The organism is Paenibacillus sp. BSR1-1 (assembly GCF_030403775.1).
Lineage (GTDB): Bacteria > Bacillota > Bacilli > Bacillales > Cytobacillaceae > Neobacillus.
Genome location: NZ_JAQMWQ010000003.1, coordinates 419,255 through 437,015 on the forward strand (window position 1 = coordinate 419,255; position 17,761 = coordinate 437,015).

A 17,761-nucleotide genomic window follows, 5' to 3' on the forward strand; every position below is an offset into this window, starting at 1 on the left:
TAATAATTTCTAATTTCCTTTTCTTTTCCTGTTTTTTGAAAAACTTAGGGAGAAAAGACTATTAATTTTCCTTGAACGGCTCTCCTAGATAAGCAGGAATAATCAAGATTAGAAAAGAATAGGTATAGTTGGACAATGAACAGGGGTGAATGAAATGCTGACGAAAGAACAACTTTTAGAAATCAAAGCTCTACTGGAGATTTGTGAGAAAGATGGAGGATTTCAGCTAAAGCTGAATTTTGATATGCTAGAGAACCGCACTGAAAATCGTAAGGAAGATTTCTTCCATTATGAAAACGGCATGCTTGTCGGTTTCCTTGGAAGCTATGGTTTTGGAAATAAAGTAGAGCTTTGCGGGATGGTCCATCCGGATTATCGTAGAAAAGGGATTTTTTCAAGCTTACTGGAAATGGGACTTGCGGAGGCTAAAAAACATAATGCTACGACGATTTTGTTAAATGCTCCATCAGGATCGGAATCTGCAAAAGAATTTTTAAATACCATTCCTTGTACTTATTCTTTTTCAGAATATCAAATGAAATGGCAGAAAACCGAATTATCCGAGGATTCAAAAGTTTCCTTAAGACCGTCGGTATCAGAAGCGGATTGGGAAGCGGAAATACAACTGGAGGTCTTGTGCTTTGGATTCAGTGAAAAAGAAGCTCGGGAGTTTAACCAGACAATCCGCGTGAACAGCGGAGAAGAAAATCTCATCATTGAAGCAGATGGAAAAACAGCTGGGAAAATGCGCGTTTCTGAATCGGATGGCGAAGCATGGATTTATGGTTTTGCGGTATTTCCTGAGCTTCAAGGTAAAGGAATTGGCAGAAAAGCCCTATCAAAAGTTGTATTACAGGAAGATAAGAAAGGGTTCTCTATTTTCCTAGAGGTGGAAGCCAAAAATGCCAATGCCCTTCGACTCTATGAAACTTGCGGATTTAGAAGCTACCATTCACAGGATTATTACGATTATATAAGTTAGATACTTGAACTGGAAAATGCTGCAAGCTATTTTTAGCTGCAGTATTTTTTATGGCAGGATCTTCCTCTATTTCGTACGATTTCCTAGATTATGACAGGAAAATAGGCTCAATGTCATATTTCCCTCTATCCTGTAATGTTGTTCATCAAAGTATAAAGATTTGTAACCGTACCGTTCTGTAAAACAGGTGTTTAATCATGTTAGTGTTATATCAGACAAGAATTCCAGGAGGTAGCACACATGAAAAACACTTCTATTAAAACAATCATTGTAGCTTGTGTAGCTACATTTACCTTTTTAATACAGCAAACTAATCCGGTTGAGGCGATTACCGAAAATCGAGTAATAAATGAAGAGAATCTTTATCAGCCTGGACAACAGGCAGATAAAACCGCTGTGGATCCAAAACAAGATAATAAACCTAAAATAGAGATCATTAAGAAAGAGTCAGACGCAAAAACGGCAGAAAAGAAAACTGAAACGGTTAAACAAGAACCTGAAAAGCCTGCTGTCTCCATTTCTAATCAAGAGAAAGATTTATTTGCACGATTAGTCGAAGCGGAAGCAAAAGGCGAATCCTATGAAGGTAAACTAGCCGTTGCAACAGTCGTATTAAACCGCGTTGATTCTCCTCAATTTCCAAACACCGTAACGGGTGTCATTAAACAAGTCGTGGGCGATGTCTATGCCTTCTCACCAGTACAAAACGGTGAAATTAATAAGCCGGCATCAGATGACTCGAAGCGAGCGGTTGAAGAAGCTCTAACAAGAACAGATCGTTTAAGTGATTCCCTATATTTTTATAATCCTAAAATTACATCCGATAAGTGGATTCGAACACGTACCGTTGTGAAAACCATTGGGCATCATGTATTCGCAAAATAATGAATGGGTTTCAGCCTGTAAACTACTGTTTACAGGCTTTTTTATTTTTTAAACAACTGTAAGATGATCCTGAATGCTAAAAGCACCAATTAGGCTCTTTAAAGTGTGCAGTCTGGCCGTTAGGAGGAATAGGTCATTGTTATTATTATGAACAAATTCATCAATTATATTGATCCCTTTTTGAAATTGATCGACCAAATAATGCGTGTACTTCTCATTCCAGTCGAACTGGTTAATTCGATGAAGTTCATCCGCTATGATTTGAAATTTAAAGTCCTCTATAATCAATTTAACCTGATATAATTTATCAGTATTAAATCGAAAGCTGTTTTTATTTTGATAACTTTTATCGACAAATTGAATAAAGTCGTTAATATTATCTGCCAGCATATTCGCTTTTTGCATCTCGAAGTTCATTTCTCCATCTCCTTAATAACAAAAATCTAAACCATTACATTGAAGAGTGTATGCCAACAGGTACACATTGTTCACAATTAAAAAATACAGCAAAAAAGCGTCCCTACAATGATGTAGAAACGCTTTTTTATAACATACTTCACCCAAATTGTTCATTTAAGTTTAATCTCATCCCTTTTTCATCCAATTCATCCGAAGTATCCGTCAATATTTTTGTTCCTTGCTTTTTCAATATCTTTAAAAAGACATCCGCAATCAAAGGGTCAAATTGCAGCCCCTTATTGGAGTTAATTTCATTATAAACATATTCCAAATCCATTTGATTTCGGTAAACTCTTCTAGTGGTCATGGCATCAAATGTATCGGCAACAGCAATAATACGGGCGGCTAATGGGATCTCTTCTCCTTTTTTTCCATATGGGTATCCTTTCCCATCGTACCTTTCATGATGATAGAGAACTATGTCCAATACGCCATTTTCTCTAAATGCAGAAACGTGTTCCATCGTTTTATACCCAATAACAGGATGCCTTTTAATAATGTCAAATTCCTCATTGGTTAATTGGCTTGGTTTCAATAAAATACTTTCGGGAACACCAATTTTTCCTATATCATGCAGTAAACCGCCGATATAGACTGCTTCACACTGCCGATTTGATAATTTCAGTTCTTTTGCAATCATCAATGCATACTTGGCTACCTTTTCAGAATGACTTGCCGTATAAGAATCTCTTGAATCCATCGATTTTGCAAGCGATAATATGAATTCTAATTTATTTCGGTTGGATTTTCGGTAAATTTTTGTTAAATGAACCGAAATAAATGTAATTAACATGTATACGAATGCAAGAATGACAAAATTTACAATACTACGTGTGGGTTCTTGAGTAAGGTACAGTCGAAAACTAACGATTACAATTGAAAAGGAAACTAAAAACAATTTTGATTTATCCCAAAATCCGATCCCTAACAATATGGGGGCAATCAGATAAAGAGGAAACAATTCAATTTCCTTAGAGAGGGTCAAGTGGTAATTAATAAATGGTAAAAGAAATAATATAATAAAAAATCCATAACGAAATGGACTGGCATTTTCCAATGAAATATTTAGTTTCCAAGACACTTTTGGAATCATGATGTCTCCCTTGAAGTTTAGACTTAGTGATTTTTGTTATATCAATATAACATTAAGTTTATTACAAATTACTTCATTTTTGTAGATACCAAAAAAAGTAAATAAACAAAAAGGCCTGTTATACATAACAGGCCTTTCAATCTTTTTATTTTTTCGAAATTGAAAATCTTCCTTCAATTGCGAGATTTTCGCTTGGAATCATGTTATTAATGGCACTAAACAATGCTTTTACTGAGGACGTCATAATATCAGCGTCAATTCCGCAGCCCCAATAAACGGAACCATTCTCAGCAGTAACACCAACATACGATACAGCGTTAGATTGTGAGCCTGTTTCTAGAGCATGCTCCTTATAAACTAAGTCTTTATAATGGATGCCCAGTTTGGTTTGAATAACGTTGCTGATTGCATCCAGTTTTCCATTCCCCGTGCCGATAAATTCATGAACATCGTTTTCGATCCGGACGGAAACGATTGTTTCGTATTGTTCATTTTGTGTCGATCTGTATTTGATAAATTCTATAGGGGTATGGATATTTATATACTGTTCCTTGAATATTTCAAGGATTTCATTCGGCATAAGCTCCTTGTGAAGGCGGTCTGATACATTTTTCACGCTATATCCAAAGCTTTCTCGCATTTTAGCAGGAAGATCAAACCCATAATGCTGCTCTAGTATATACCCAATGCCGCCCTTGCCGGATTGGCTGTTAATGCGGATGATATCCCCTTCATACTCTCTTCCAATATCCATTGGATCAATCAATAGATACGGTACGGTCCAATACTTCCGCTCTTCATCTTCACGCCATTTCATTCCTTTGGCGATGGCATCCTGATGGGATCCTGAGAAGGCCGTAAAGACAAGTTCACCAGCATATGGGTGTCTTTCATGCACCCTCATCCTCGTTAACTTCTCATATTTTGCCATGATTTCACGGATATTTTCAAAATGAAGCTTCGGGTCCACCCCATGCGAAAACATGTTGATCGCAAGTGTGACGATGTCGACGTTTCCTGTTCTTTCCCCATTTCCAAACAGTGTTCCTTCAACTCTCTGTGCACCTGCCAGCATTCCCAACTCTGCATCTGCCACACCTGTTCCTCTGTCATTGTGTGGATGAAGCGACAGGATTACATTTTCCCGGTAGTGTAAATGATCACTCATAAATTCAATCTGACTTGCGTACACGTGTGGCATAGACATCGACACCGTCGCTGGAAGGTTGATAATCACCTTGTTTTCAGCTGTAGGCTGCCAAATATCTAGCACCCGGTTGCATATTTCAAGCGCGAACTCCATCTCTGTCCCTGTGAAGCTTTCCGGCGAATATTGGAATTGGAAGTTCCCTTCCGTTTCCGACGCATATTTTTGAAGTAATTTCGCACCGGTTACCGCAATGTCGATGATTTCTTCTTGCGGTTTTCTAAATACCTGATCCCGCTGTGCTACAGATGTGGAATTGTAAAGGTGTACTACTGCCTTATTCACCCCACGCAGCGCTTCAAAGGTTTTTTCAATAATATGATCTCTAGATTGTGTTAGCACTTGAACCGTTACATCCTCCGGAATCAAATCCTGCTCAATCAACGTACGTAAAAAAGCAAATTCCGTTTCGGATGCAGCAGGAAAGCCCACTTCGATTTCCTTAAAGCCCACTTTAACAAGCATTTGAAAATATTCCAGCTTCTCTTCAAGGCTCATTGGAATGACCAGTGCCTGATTTCCATCTCTTAGGTCTACACTGCACCAGGTCGGAGCTTCTGTTATGTATTCTTTTTGTGTCCATTTCATGCTTTTCACTGGGGGCATAAAATATCCTCTTGTATACTTTTCAACATTTTTCATCGTCACGGCCACCTTTTCATTTTTTTAAAAATAAAAAAGCCCATCATCTCATAAGAGACGACAGGCTTTGCCTACGTGGTACCACTCTTTTTGATTCGAATAGGAACTAAACGAATCCACTTTATGACTTGATGACGGCGGTCAACCGTTATGGCCTACATATCAGCCCTACCACTCCTGGGCGAGTTGGGGAATTTATTGACTGTCTTTCACCAGCCGACAGTTCTCTTAGCAATAAATATTCCTTAATACTCCCAATCATCGTGTTTAATTTTGAATTTTTCGATTTTTCTTATTCTATAATGGTTTTTGATAATAATCAAGACAAAATTTTCAAAAAACGAATAAACAATTTTTTTATAAGGGAAAATTACTTCTAAATTTGATTTGCGGACTTGAGGATGACAAAAAACTGTTGCCGTGTCTTCTATAAGGGCTATAGAGGATTCGGTCCTGGCTTAATAGCAAGGTCGTGTCTTTTAGAAGCTCTATAGTGGACTCGGTCCTGCAAAAATAACACGGTCGTGTCTTCTAGAAGCTCTATAGAGGAATCGGTCCTAGCTAAATAGCACGGTCGGGTCTTCTATAAGGGCTATAGTGGGCTTGGTCCTGGCAAAACAGCGCGATCGTGCCCTTTAAGCTCTATTGCAGAATCGACCTTGACAAAACCCTACTCAAAAATAGCAACAGGCCGCGCCCATCCTGCGCTGGCGGCTTTTATTTTTATTGGAAATACGGCTACTTTAAAGCCATACCTTTTTGGGAGTAATTCCAGGTTTGCTAATTTTTCTATTTGACAGTACTCGGCCTCTTTTCCAACGTAATGAGCAGCCCAAAGGACTCCGTCACGCGGATTATTTTTATAATCTTCCGCCTGTTTATATAGCGGGATATCCCATCCCCAGCCATCCGTTCCCATTACTTTAATTCCTTTTTGAATCAGCCATCTGGTTGCTTCCGCGGAAACACCTGCATGGACAGCCGCATAATTTTCTTGATAATATTTTTTATCTGCATCTGTTCGGACTAGGACAATATCGTACGGCTTCAATTGGTAGTCCATTTCTCCCAGCTGTTTTTCAAAATCATCAATCACAATCTCGTACCCTTGTGGTTTCTGACTAAAATCAAAAAGAACACCATTGCCATAGAACCATTCCAGAGGAAGTTCATCAATCGTTCGGGAGGGATTACCCGCAGTAGTGGCAGCATAATGCCATGGTGCATCCACATGTGTACCGGTATGTGTCGTTAAGGTTACTGTTTCGACAGCCCAAGCAGCACTGTCGGGAAAATCCCTAGGCTCCAGGCCTAAGACTTGAGCTGCCTGCTTTGCTCCCTGCTGATGCGATTCATAGATAATCTCCGGTGGAAAGGGCTCTTTTGCTTTATTGTCCATTGGCACACTTAGGTCAATAATTCGTAAATTTGTTCGATTCATTTTTATAACCCCTTTTTTAGAATTCGAGAATCTATAAAATTTACGATGATTTGACGTTTGTTATTCCGGAATTATGGGACAACAAAAAGACGCTAAACTCAATGACAAGAGTTTAGCGTCTAGTGCTTTTCGTGTTATGTAATAGCCCACACAATTTCACTCGTTATGGCTGCTGCGTTCCCGCCCTGACCAGTTTCCTAGTTTCCTTGTTGGACTAAGAAGTTCCGTTAAGAACTTACAAGAGAAATATATCATGGATTCAAATTAAACGGAAGTTGTAATTTTTGGTACCCCTAAAGTCCTATATTAAATATTGTTTACATAATAAAATTATTATTCACTTAAAGTTTCTTAGTTTCCCTTTTTGCTTTTCACCTTAGCGAAATGTCTATTCCATTTTATTTTTATAATTTAGTTTTAATAGACTTTTAAAATCTAGCTCAGCAATTAATACACTAAATAATATGAGTACTGCGCCTAAGTAGCCTTTAAATGTGAGCGTTTCACCCGTGAAAATGAAAGCAAAACCTGCTGAAAAAACAGGTTCTAATGAAAAAATAAGACCTGTATGTGTAGGGCTAGTATATTGCTGTGCAATAACCTGAACAATGAAAGCTATTGCTGTACAAAATATGCTTAAGGCTAAGATAGAAAACCATGATTCAACAGTATCAGGAAGTTTTGGGGTTTCCATAAACATGGAGAAAATGAGACTAAATAGGCCGACAAAACCTAGTTGTACAACCCCAAGAGTAATTGAATTAACATGTTTAGTCACTGTTCCCGTAACGATGACATGTACCGCATAAAATAAAGCAGATAAGATACATAATATATCACCATTAGCTATCTTTAATTCGTTATTTAACGTTAATAATCCTATTCCTACTATGGTTAAAACAATCCCTAATGCAATTTTTTTTTCAGGTCTTTGCTTTAAAATTATAGATGATAATACTGGAATAAAAATGACTGTAAGGCCCAATAAGAAACCGGCATTAGAAACACTTGTATACTTTGTACCAAAAGTCGCAAAAATATAAACTATAAATAAAATAGAAGCTAATATAAACGCATATTTTACAGTTTTAAAATCAATTTTGATTAAGTGCTTGTAAAATACTATACCTGATAAAAGAAAAGCAATAATAAAACGTAATGCGATTAAATTATATTCTTCTATGTAATTGAGACCAACCTTTGTAAGTAAGATGGATGCACCCCAAAAAAATGTAACCATTAGTAGCATTAAATCAGCTTTTATTTGTATTTTCATCTCTATTCCCTCTTTGTTTATAATTTGTAATTTCATAACCCTTTTACTACTACAAAATCGTCTTTACTTCTACTAATATTTAATTTTTATATTATATGGTTCTATCATTTACTTTAATTGGGGTTCAGCCGAGATATGTGGTGCGCGTTTTTCCAGACAATCTGCGTGGAAACATGCAATAAAACTTGGGGATTACACAAGTAATCTAACTTTCACCTCGTCGTGTATTAAGTATTGGTGGAAGTTATTTCCTTTTCCTTTTGTAAACCGCTTTGTCTCTTGATAATTTCCTGTATTTTCATTATAATTCGCATTATTAAATTAGTAAAAATCATGTTTCTAATGAAAATCATGAGATTTACTCATGAAGGCGAGGACTGATTTTGAATATTTCACAATACGAAGCTTTTTTGAAAACAATTGAACTAGGGAGTTTGACAAAGGCTGCACAGACACTAGGTTACACCCAGTCTGGGATCACCCATATGTTAAATGCATTGGAAAGTGAATTCAGACTTAAACTACTGAACCGTGACCGTTCAGGTGCTACTGTTACTTCAGATGGCAAGCAACTATTACCATATATTCAGGCCGTATTGAATTGTCAACATAATCTGAATAACAAATTAGACGAGATACATAGATTAGAATCAGGTCTAATCAGAGTTGGAACATTTACTAGTGTGTCAGCACAATGGCTTCCGGGCATGATAAAGAATTTTAGATTGGACTTTCCAAAAATTCAATTTGAATTATTACATGGTACGTATCAAGAAAATGGAAAATGGCTTATGGATGGGAGATTAGATTGCGCTTTTGTTCGAGTGCCCGCTAATAAACAGTTAGAGACGATATTCCTAAGAAGAGACCCTATTGTCGTTGTTTTGCCTGAAAATCATCCTCGTGCACATGACGCATTTTTTCCAATCTCAGACTTATCAAAATATCCATACATAAAACTTTATGAAGGTGCCGATGATGAGATATCAGAGATATTTACAATTCATCAAATAGCGCCAAATGTTCACTTTGTCGAAAAAGATGATTATGCAGTTATTGCTATGGTTGAAAAAGGGTTAGGAATAAGTATTTTACCTGAGTTAGTATTAAAGAATACATCTCGCAAGGTAGTATATAAAGAATTAGAAATTCCATCATATCGAGATTTAGGAATTGCCGTCAAAGACACAACAATGCTTTCAACTTCTGCGCAAATATTTTTAACATATGTGCAAACATGGATTTCTAAAGAATATTCTTAAAAATTCATTTCTGTTTGTTAAAATAAGCCATAACTTAACTAATAAATAATCCGGTTAATAATAAAGGCTGCCCTAAGAGAAAGATGGGCAGCCAATACTTTATATTGATAAATTTCTATTAACCCTCAAACCAACGCCGGGCATTATCAACCATCATGACGTTAATTTGTTCCTCCGTTACCCCATACCTTTTCAATTCCGGGATAATCTCTTCAAGAATAAAACTCATCGTCCATTTAGGGTTCATTTTCTCGGCGGTACCTTCTGGATACCAATCAAGCGTACAACAGTAATCTTGTGATAGGAACATACGGTCTGCATAGCCTTGTTTGGCTAGCTCGATAACGGTCGTATTTCGATCCTCGATTGTACACTCCCTATTTATCCCATAGCGGTCCATACCAATAAATGCACCATGATCAAGAACCTTCAGTATGTACTCCATGTTATCGGTATCTCCAGTATGACCAATAAGCACCCGTTTTGGATCCACTCCCTCTTCAAGAAGGATATCAAGCTGCTTTATACCGGTCCCGCTTTTAGGATGTGAATGAGTCATAATCGGTACACCCGTTCGTTTATGTGCTCGTGCCGCTGCACGAATGACTTTTTCCACATCTCGAGTAATCCCTTGTGCATCCGTGGCACATTTTAAAAAGCCTGCCTTAATGGAGGTATTTTGAATTCCCACTTCAATATCACGGACAAATAAATCCGCCATATAATCGATATTACAATTCTGGAAGTGCGGCGGGATATAGTGATAGGAGTAGATTCCGGTTGCAGCAATGATTTGAACCCCTGTTTCACGGGCGACCCTTTCAATAAAGCGGATGTCTCGGCCAAGCTCCATCACGGTGGGATCACAGATGGTTTTCACACCAAGTTCTTTGACTCTGTTCACTTGCTCGACTGCTTTAGCGAATTCTTTCTCTTCATCATACAAATGTGGAAACTGAACATAGACAGATTCAGAACGAACACGCATATGTTCGTGTACCAAGGTCACACCTAATTCAGATGAATCAACTTGTCCAGTTACAGAATGGATCAAGGTCATTGAAAACTCCCCCTTCAATAATTAATATTATTACGAATTATCTGATAATAATGGTATCAATCTTCTTTTTCTAAAGTCAAATTTTTTTATAGTTAAAAAATCATTTGAATTCCGTAATCTAGAAAAATCTGTTAACATAAATAAATCTTAAGTAACTAAATTGAATTTACATAAATGGAAGGAATGATTTGCTTAATGGGGGATCTAATAGAAAAGCCAGCAAATAAACAGGAGGTGCTTTCACGTTCCCAACGGATATGGATGGCGATTGTACTCGGTTCACTTGCCGCATTTGGCCCTTTATCCATTGATATGTATTTGCCGGCACTGCCAAATATCGCAAAAGATTTCCATACGAACGCCTCGTCTGTGCAGCTCAGCCTTTCGTTTTTCGTCATCGGCTTAGCATCAGGACAGCTATTAACGGGACCGATCAGTGATGTAACTGGACGCCGTAAACCACTTTTGGTTGGCTTAATCATTTACTTTATCGTATCCCTATTATGTGTATTTAGCCCTTCCATCTGGGGGTTAATTATATTGCGACTTATTCAGGGCTTTGCCGGATCAGCAGGAATTGTGATCTCAAGGGCGATTGTTAGAGATTTATATTCTGGCAGTGAATTAACCAAGTTTTTTTCACTGCTCGCATTGGTGAACGGGCTTGCGCCAATCCTCGCTCCAGTTATAGGTGCTCAGCTGCTTAAAGCATTTCCCTGGCAAGGTGTCTTTATTGTTTTAAGTATCATTGGACTCGTGATGTTTTTTGTTATTCTTTTTGGTGTGCGAGAAACGCTGCCTGAGGAAAAGCGTTCGGCTGGCGGCATTAAGAATACATTTTATCCTTTTTTAAAACTGATATCAGATCGAAGCTTTATGGGATATGCTTTAGCACAAGGATTAGTCTTTGCTGGTATGTTTGCTTATATTTCCGGTTCTCCCTTTGTCATTCAGGATATTTATGGAGCCTCCCCGCAAATGTTTAGCCTGATCTTTGCCATAAATGCAATTGGAATCATGATCAATAGTCAAACGGCTGGGAGATTGGCAGGGAGAATTCCTGAAACGAAACTGTTCAAAATTGGTTTGGGAATGTCCTCAATCGCTGGTATCGTTTTGCTGCTCCTTTTATTATTACAGGCAAAGTTAATCTTCGTTTTGATTCCCTTATTTTTCGTTGTATCCAGTGTAGGTATGGTGAATACAGCAGGATTTTCCCTTGCCATGCAATCACAAGGGAAAAATGCCGGAAGTGCTTCTGCCTTACTGGGTGTTACATCCTTTGCCTTTGGCGGAATAGCGGCTCCTTTAGTTGGAATCGGCGCCGGACAGACAACCATACCGATGGGGATTGTGATTGTTTGTGCCGGTTGTGGGGCAGTCCTATCTTATATGATTCTAGTTAAAAGAAAAAGGTCGTAAAAAACAAAAGAGCCTAATCCAATAGGCTCTTTTGTTTTTAAGATACTATCTTAAGGAACCATCCAACCTAACAAACTACTATTTTGCAGGAAGGTCATGATACAGACGATCACAACCAGCACGATACTGTGTTTAACGGTGAATCGGAACAAGTCGGCTTCTTTTCCTGCCAGACCAACGGCTGCACAGGCTACTGCAATAGATTGCGGGGAAATCATTTTTCCGGTTACCCCGCCGGAAGAGTTAGCAGCGACGGCCAATACCGGGTCCATGCCAAGGTTCAGAGCGGTAACCTTTTGCATCGCACCGAACAAAAGGTTCGACGAAGTATCTGAACCCGTGATAAACACACCTAACCATCCAAGGAGTGGTGAGAAAAAGGCAAATAGGGAACCTGTTTTTGCAAGCGACATTCCCAGTGTCGTACTCATTCCTGAGGCGTTTGTCACATACGCAAACCCTACTACTGATGCAATTGTAATGATTGGATACTTTAGTTCATTCAGCGTTTCCCCAAAGGTGGCCACCCATTCCTTCCATGAAATCTTTACAATAAACTTCGTGACAAAGGCAGCAATAAGCACCGAAGTACCGGCAGCACCTAGAATTTCAAGTTTATAAATGGCCGCGACGGGAGCACCAGCAGAATTAATGACTTTATTATTTAACAAAGGAACTTCAGGAAGAAGAGTTAAGGCATGACCCAGAGTGTTAACCGCTTTCAAAATAGCATTTGTTCCTTCATAATGACCAGTCAAAGCCAGTTTGACTGTTGGAATTCCCCAAATCGTAATAAAGGCAGTTAAAACAAGGAATGGTGACCAGGCTTTAAAAATTTGGCCGCCTGAATATTTTAATTGCTTATTTTCTAGTGAGCGGGCGGTAACAGCAGAAGCCATTTCCTGTTCGGCTTTAAAGCGGAAAATCGTTTTCGGCTTCCAGAATTTCAAGAAGATAGCTAAGGCAAATAATGATACTAGTGCAGATAAAATATCGGGAAGTTCCGGTCCAAGAAAGTTGGAGCTCAAGTATTGGGTCACTGCAAAAGTAATCCCCGTGATTAAAATGGCTGGTAAAACTTCCATTGCTTTTCTAAAGCCAGCCATGATGACGATTAAATAAAAGGGAACGAATAAGGATAAGAACGGCAATTGCCGGCCGACCATTTTGGAAATTTCGATCGCAGAAATTCCAGTAGGCCCTTCAACCGCAATGATTGGAGTACCGATGGCACCGAAGGCAACTGGTGCAGTATTGGCAATTAAACAAAGGCCGGCAGCGTAAAGTGGATTAAATCCAAGACCAACAAGAAGCGCAGCCGAAATGGCAACCGGAGCGCCAAAACCAGCAGCCCCTTCAAGGAAAGCTCCAAATGAAAACGCTACCAAAAGAGCTTGAAGACGTCTATCCTCCGTGAGTGAAACGACCGAATTACGGATAATATCGAATTGGCCTGTCTTAACGGTTAATTTATAAAGGAAAACCGATGTAATGATGATCCAGCCGATTGGCAAAATTCCATATACTGCCCCCTGTGTGGCAGACATAACCGCCATCCCGGCAGGCATTTTAAATGCAACGACTGCTAAGATTAAGGCAATGAGGAGTGTTGTTAATCCGGCCACATAGCCCTTCATACGCTTAATGGCTAGAGCCCAGAAAAAATATAAGATTGGTATAAGTGCTACCAAAGCGGACAGCGCGAGACTATCTCCAACCGCTGTAAAATTTTGTGTAAAAGTCATAGTTTATCCCCCATCATATAAAATAATTTGTTCCCTCATCAGAATCATTGTTCTGATGGAAAAGATGAATAGGATCTATGATGACTGATAAATATGTAAGTGACCCGAGAAACGGCTACTCTATTAATACATTTTTCAATTTGAAACGTAACACCCCCCGTTGTTTCTTATTGCGAAACAGCGTTTTTAATTTGTTGCATAGGAAGAAACAGTGTTATACAGCCATAATATAGATTGGCAAATAACAGCATTTAATCCTTCTTCATTATACTATGTTTTACCTTAATTTCAATAATTTTTAGAAAATTCTACTTATTGAGAAATAAAAAAACATTTGACCAATATACCGTTATATTGGCCAAATGTCTTTTTTCCTTACATCATTCTACTTTCAAAACCAAGTCGCGCTGAAATTTGTTTACCAATGTGAATCATTCGGGCTTGGAGCTGTTTTAACCTCTCCTCTGTCATTCGTATCGTCGGCCCCGAAATACTGACGGCTGCAATGGCCTTCCCTAAGTGGTCAAAGATAGGTGCAGCAATGCACGTGATGCCATATTCATTTTCTTCTAAGTCCAGTGCATAGCCCTTCCGCTTCACATCCGCCAACTCGCGGATAAATTCCTCTTTATTCGTAATGGTTTTATCTGTGTGCATCGGCATGCCTTTACGCTCGAGGATATCCAGTACAACATGCGAAGGAAGATAAGCAAGGATCGCTTTGCCAACTGAAGTACAATGCATTGGAGCCCTTTTTCCTACTTTGGAATGCATCCTAAGTGTCTCATTGCCCTCTAATTTTTCAATATATACTACTTCTCCTTGATCATAAACGGTAAGATGGATGACTTCGTTGGTCTCGTTCTCCAATTCCTGCAGGAAAGGCTTTGCCTCAGACCTTAAATCAATGGATTCTAGCAGCTTTGAACTTACTTCTAAGAATTTATAACCAAGCTTATAGCGGCCGGTATCTTCATCTTGCTCAACATAACCATACTGGACAAGTGTTGACAGGATCCGGTAAACAGAGCTTTTATTAATATCTATTTGATTGGCAATCTCTGTAACACCAAGACCGCCCTTTTTTAAGCTTACCAAGGTAATGATATCCAATGCTCGGCTTACAGATTTAACCATATTCTCTCTCTCCACAATTGCTCACCTCGAAATGCTGTCCATAATAGCTTACATTATAGCACAAATTTTTTACCGGTCATTGGCTGGCAGGATTATGATTTAGCGTGCTCTTTTGCCAATACAAAGCTATTGCGTAATGTACCAATTTCTTTAATCTCACATTCGATGATTTCCCCGGCACCGACAAATTCAGCACCAACAGGACTGCCCGTCAGGATGACATCGCCCGGCTTAAGTGTCATCACTTTTGTCAAATACGATAACATTCTTCGGATTGGAATAATCATTAACTCAGTAGCACTATTTTGCTTCTCCACACTGTTCAATTTTGCCTCGACCTTCACCGCAAATGGATCCAATTCTGTTTCAATCACTGGCCCCAGCGGCGTGAAGGTATCAAAAGATTTTCCAATTGTCCAATGACCATCTTGATGGAAAAATTGTGGCGCAGTTACATCGTTCCCAATGGTGTATCCGAATACATAGTCCAGCACTTCGGATTCAGGAACATTTTTCGCTTCTTTCCCAATCACGATCGCCAACTCGGATTCGAACTTTACTTGTTCGATGCCCGTAGGAATAACGATTTCTTCCTCAGGTCCAATAACGGAAGAGGTTGGTTTGAAGAAGAAAACCGGAATTTCCGGAAGCTCCGCTGGCAGGTCTTCCCGTTTTGATACATAGTTTGCTCCAATACCAATAATTTGGTTAGGCTGTAGAGGTGATAGAAGAGTCACATCAGCCAATGAAAATATGTTTCCTGTATACTCCCATTCTCCAAAAATATCTCCCTTAATTTCCTGGATCGTATTTTCTGTCAACACTCCGGAATACACAGTTGATCCTTGAGTAAATCTAGTAAATTTCATTGTCATTCTCCCCTCTTAAGTATCGTTTTTTATGTAACTCTTAGTGAACATCCCAAGGCATTCTAGTGTATAGAATGCCTTGGGTTACTTTTTATTGTTTGACTGCGAACTTTGCCTTCGCCTCAATTCGTCTGCGGTGAAGAATCGGCTCGGTGTAGCCATTTGGCTGGTCATAGCCTTCAAAAATCAATTCGCAAGCAGCCTGGAAAGCAACGGAATCCTCATAGTTCGGAGCCATATTTCGATACAAGGAATCTCCGGCATTCTGCTCATCTACCACTTTGGCCATGCGCTTTAATGTTTCAAGGACCTGCTCTTTTGAACAAATGCCGTGGTGGAGCCAGTTTGCTAAATGCTGGCTGGAAATCCGTAAGGTTGCGCGGTCTTCCATTAATCCCACGTTATTGATATCTAATACCTTCGAACAGCCAACCCCTTGGTCAACCCAGCGGACCACATAGCCTAAAAGAGTTTGGCAGTTGTTGTTGAGTTCGGACTGGATATCCTCAGGTGTCCAAGAAGGGGTTTTCTCAACTGGGAATTGCAAGATATCTTCCCTGTAGTCTGCCGTCTGATTCAGCATTTGATTTTGTACTTCTCTGACATCGACTTCATGGTAGTGCAATGCGTGCAGGGTCGCAGCCGTTGGAGATGGCACCCAAGCTGTATTGGCTCCTGTTTTTACGTGACCAATTTTTTGCTTCAGCATTTCCGCCATTAAATCCGGCATTGCCCACATGCCTTTGCCGATTTGCGCTACGCCTTTAAAACCAGTGGAAAGCCCTGCAATGACATTGGATTGTTCATAGCTCTGAAGCCATTTGGATGATTTCATATCATTTTTGCGAATCATCGGCCCCGCTTCCATCGAAGAGTGAATTTCATCGCCTGTTCTGTCAAGGAATCCGGTATTAATAAAGACAATCCGGTCTTTTACTTGCTTAATGCATGCCTTTAAGTTCAAACTTGTTCTGCGTTCTTCATCCATTACCCCGATTTTAAGGGTATTACGCTCGAGACCAAGCAGATCTTCCACGCGGTCAAATAGCTGATTCGCAAAAGCAACCTCTTCTGAACCATGCATTTTAGGTTTTACGATATAGACTGAACCCTTCTCCGTGTTTTGGAATGGACCATTCCCTAAAAGAGTATGTTTCGCGATAAGGCTTGTAAGCACAGCATCCAAAATTCCTTCTTGAATTTCCTCGCCGTTTTGATCAAGAATCGCGCTATTGGTCATTAAATGCCCTACGTTTCGGACAAATAACAAAGAACGGCCCTTTAATGTAACCTCTCCTCCATTAGGAGATTGGTAGCGGCGGTCCGGATTGAGCGTACGAGTCAGCGTTTTATTGCCCTTTTCAAAAGTAGCAGAGAGGGTTCCGTTCATAAGTCCTAACCAGTTTCGATAAACCAGCACTTTGTCTTCCGCATCTACTGCAGCAACAGAATCTTCGCAGTCCATAATGGTCGTAATCGCGGATTCAACGAACACATCCTTGACACCCGCGTCATCGTTTCTGCCAATTGGATGGTTCCGGTCGATTTGAATTTCAAAATGAAGTCCGTTATTTTTTAACAAGATTGCGGATGGGTTTTCCGGAGTCCCTTGATAGCCGAGAAACTTTGCTTCATCTAATAGGCCAGTTGTGGCACCATTACTTAGGATCACTTTTAGAGCGCCATTTGCTACTGTGTAGGAAACAGCATCCTTATGAGACGCATCCTTTAATGAAGCTGATTGATCAAGAAAATTTCTGGCAAACTCAATTACTTTTGCACCGCGGACAGGATTGTAGCCTCCTCCGCGTGTGGCGCCTTCCTCTTCACTGATGGCATCTGTTCCGTAAAGGGCATCATACAGGCTTCCCCAGCGGGCGTTGGCTGCATTGATGGCATAGCGGGCATTATTAACTGGAACAACCAGCTGCGGGCCAGCTTGAACGGTGATTTCGTCATCTACATTTGTCGTTCCAATCTCGAAATCTTCTACATCTGGTTCAAGATAGCCAATTTCCGTTAAAAAGGATTGATAGGCTTCAAAGTCAAAATTACCCTTATTTTCACGGTACCATGTATTCAGCTTGTTTTGAATTTCATCACGAGTAGCGAGCAGCTCCTTGTTTTTCGGAGTTAATTCGCCGATCAACGCTTCAAAACCGGACCAAAATTGGTCAACATCTACACCAGTTCCCGGAAGGGCTTCCGTATTGATAAATTCATAGAGTTCCTGAGCTACCTGAAGTTTTCCTTTGTTTACATAGTTTGTCATCGTACGTTC

At 39.6% G+C, this 17,761-nt stretch carries 14 protein-coding genes, 1 other RNA gene and 1 other annotated feature; of the genes, 4 read left to right on the forward strand and 11 right to left on the reverse strand.

Annotated elements, in window-relative coordinates; translation table 11 throughout:
- Nucleotides 1-154: 154 nt before the first annotated feature.
- Both PH210_RS07730 and PH210_RS07735 read left to right on the forward strand, forming a co-directional pair.
- Nucleotides 155-982 (forward strand): GNAT family N-acetyltransferase, encoded by an 828-nt coding sequence (locus PH210_RS07730; protein ID WP_289984386.1) that lies wholly within the window; start codon nucleotides 155-157, stop codon nucleotides 980-982.
- 240 nt (nucleotides 983-1,222) lie between these two features.
- Nucleotides 1,223-1,867, forward strand: a complete 645-nt coding sequence (locus PH210_RS07735) for a cell wall hydrolase (protein WP_289984387.1) — start codon at nucleotides 1,223-1,225, stop codon at nucleotides 1,865-1,867.
- A gap of 48 nt (nucleotides 1,868-1,915) precedes the next feature.
- Here the strand turns inward: PH210_RS07735 and PH210_RS07740 are convergent, their stop codons facing one another.
- The 6 genes from PH210_RS07740 to PH210_RS07765 all read right to left on the reverse strand — a co-directional run bounded on the left by PH210_RS07740 (nucleotide 1,916) and on the right by PH210_RS07765 (nucleotide 7,985).
- Nucleotides 1,916-2,284 (reverse strand): hypothetical protein, encoded by a 369-nt coding sequence (locus PH210_RS07740; RefSeq protein WP_289984388.1) that lies wholly within the window; start codon nucleotides 2,282-2,284, stop codon nucleotides 1,916-1,918.
- A 139-nt stretch (nucleotides 2,285-2,423) separates the two neighbouring features.
- Nucleotides 2,424-3,419: an HD-GYP domain-containing protein gene (locus PH210_RS07745; protein ID WP_289984389.1), complete on the reverse strand. Its 996-nt coding sequence runs from the start codon at nucleotides 3,417-3,419 to the stop codon at nucleotides 2,424-2,426.
- 145 nt (nucleotides 3,420-3,564) lie between these two features.
- The gene (locus PH210_RS07750; RefSeq protein ID WP_289984390.1) at nucleotides 3,565-5,268 is read right to left on the reverse strand and encodes a 2-isopropylmalate synthase; all 1,704 of its coding nucleotides are present in this window, start codon (nucleotides 5,266-5,268) and stop codon (nucleotides 3,565-3,567) included.
- A 50-nt stretch (nucleotides 5,269-5,318) separates the two neighbouring features.
- Nucleotides 5,319-5,539, reverse strand: a binding site (T-box leader).
- Nucleotides 5,540-5,938: 399 nt separating this feature from the next.
- A complete protein-coding gene (locus tag PH210_RS07755; RefSeq protein ID WP_289984391.1) occupies nucleotides 5,939-6,709 on the reverse strand; it encodes a cyclase family protein in 771 nt (256 codons plus the stop codon).
- A 136-nt stretch (nucleotides 6,710-6,845) separates the two neighbouring features.
- Nucleotides 6,846-6,929, reverse strand: an RNA gene (gene ffs / locus PH210_RS07760) — signal recognition particle sRNA small type.
- A gap of 168 nt (nucleotides 6,930-7,097) precedes the next feature.
- Nucleotides 7,098-7,985 carry a DMT family transporter gene (locus PH210_RS07765; protein WP_289984392.1) on the reverse strand — a complete coding sequence of 296 codons (888 nt, stop codon included), beginning with the start codon at nucleotides 7,983-7,985 and terminating at the stop codon, nucleotides 7,098-7,100.
- A gap of 383 nt (nucleotides 7,986-8,368) precedes the next feature.
- Between PH210_RS07765 and PH210_RS07770 the strand changes: the two genes are divergently transcribed.
- Nucleotides 8,369-9,247, forward strand: a complete 879-nt coding sequence (locus PH210_RS07770) for a LysR family transcriptional regulator (protein ID WP_289984393.1) — start codon at nucleotides 8,369-8,371, stop codon at nucleotides 9,245-9,247.
- A 118-nt stretch (nucleotides 9,248-9,365) separates the two neighbouring features.
- Here PH210_RS07770 and PH210_RS07775 read toward each other — a convergent pair whose 3' ends face one another.
- On the reverse strand, nucleotides 9,366-10,307 hold the full coding sequence (locus PH210_RS07775) for a phosphotriesterase family protein (RefSeq protein ID WP_289984394.1): 942 nt from the start codon (nucleotides 10,305-10,307) through the stop codon (nucleotides 9,366-9,368).
- A gap of 195 nt (nucleotides 10,308-10,502) precedes the next feature.
- Between PH210_RS07775 and PH210_RS07780 the strand changes: the two genes are divergently transcribed.
- The gene (locus PH210_RS07780) at nucleotides 10,503-11,729 is read left to right on the forward strand and encodes a multidrug effflux MFS transporter (protein WP_289984395.1); all 1,227 of its coding nucleotides are present in this window, start codon (nucleotides 10,503-10,505) and stop codon (nucleotides 11,727-11,729) included.
- A 50-nt stretch (nucleotides 11,730-11,779) separates the two neighbouring features.
- Here PH210_RS07780 and PH210_RS07785 read toward each other — a convergent pair whose 3' ends face one another.
- The 4 genes from PH210_RS07785 to PH210_RS07800 all read right to left on the reverse strand — a co-directional run bounded on the left by PH210_RS07785 (nucleotide 11,780) and on the right by PH210_RS07800 (nucleotide 17,752).
- The gene (locus tag PH210_RS07785; protein WP_289984396.1) at nucleotides 11,780-13,474 is read right to left on the reverse strand and encodes an L-lactate permease; all 1,695 of its coding nucleotides are present in this window, start codon (nucleotides 13,472-13,474) and stop codon (nucleotides 11,780-11,782) included.
- Between the two features lie 375 nt (nucleotides 13,475-13,849).
- Nucleotides 13,850-14,626 carry an IclR family transcriptional regulator gene (locus PH210_RS07790; RefSeq protein ID WP_289984397.1) on the reverse strand — a complete coding sequence of 259 codons (777 nt, stop codon included), beginning with the start codon at nucleotides 14,624-14,626 and terminating at the stop codon, nucleotides 13,850-13,852.
- Nucleotides 14,627-14,703: 77 nt separating this feature from the next.
- Nucleotides 14,704-15,480, reverse strand: a complete 777-nt coding sequence (locus PH210_RS07795) for a fumarylacetoacetate hydrolase family protein (RefSeq protein ID WP_289984399.1) — start codon at nucleotides 15,478-15,480, stop codon at nucleotides 14,704-14,706.
- Between the two features lie 91 nt (nucleotides 15,481-15,571).
- The gene (locus PH210_RS07800; protein WP_289984402.1) at nucleotides 15,572-17,752 is read right to left on the reverse strand and encodes a malate synthase G; all 2,181 of its coding nucleotides are present in this window, start codon (nucleotides 17,750-17,752) and stop codon (nucleotides 15,572-15,574) included.
- Nucleotides 17,753-17,761: the final 9 nt, after the last annotated feature.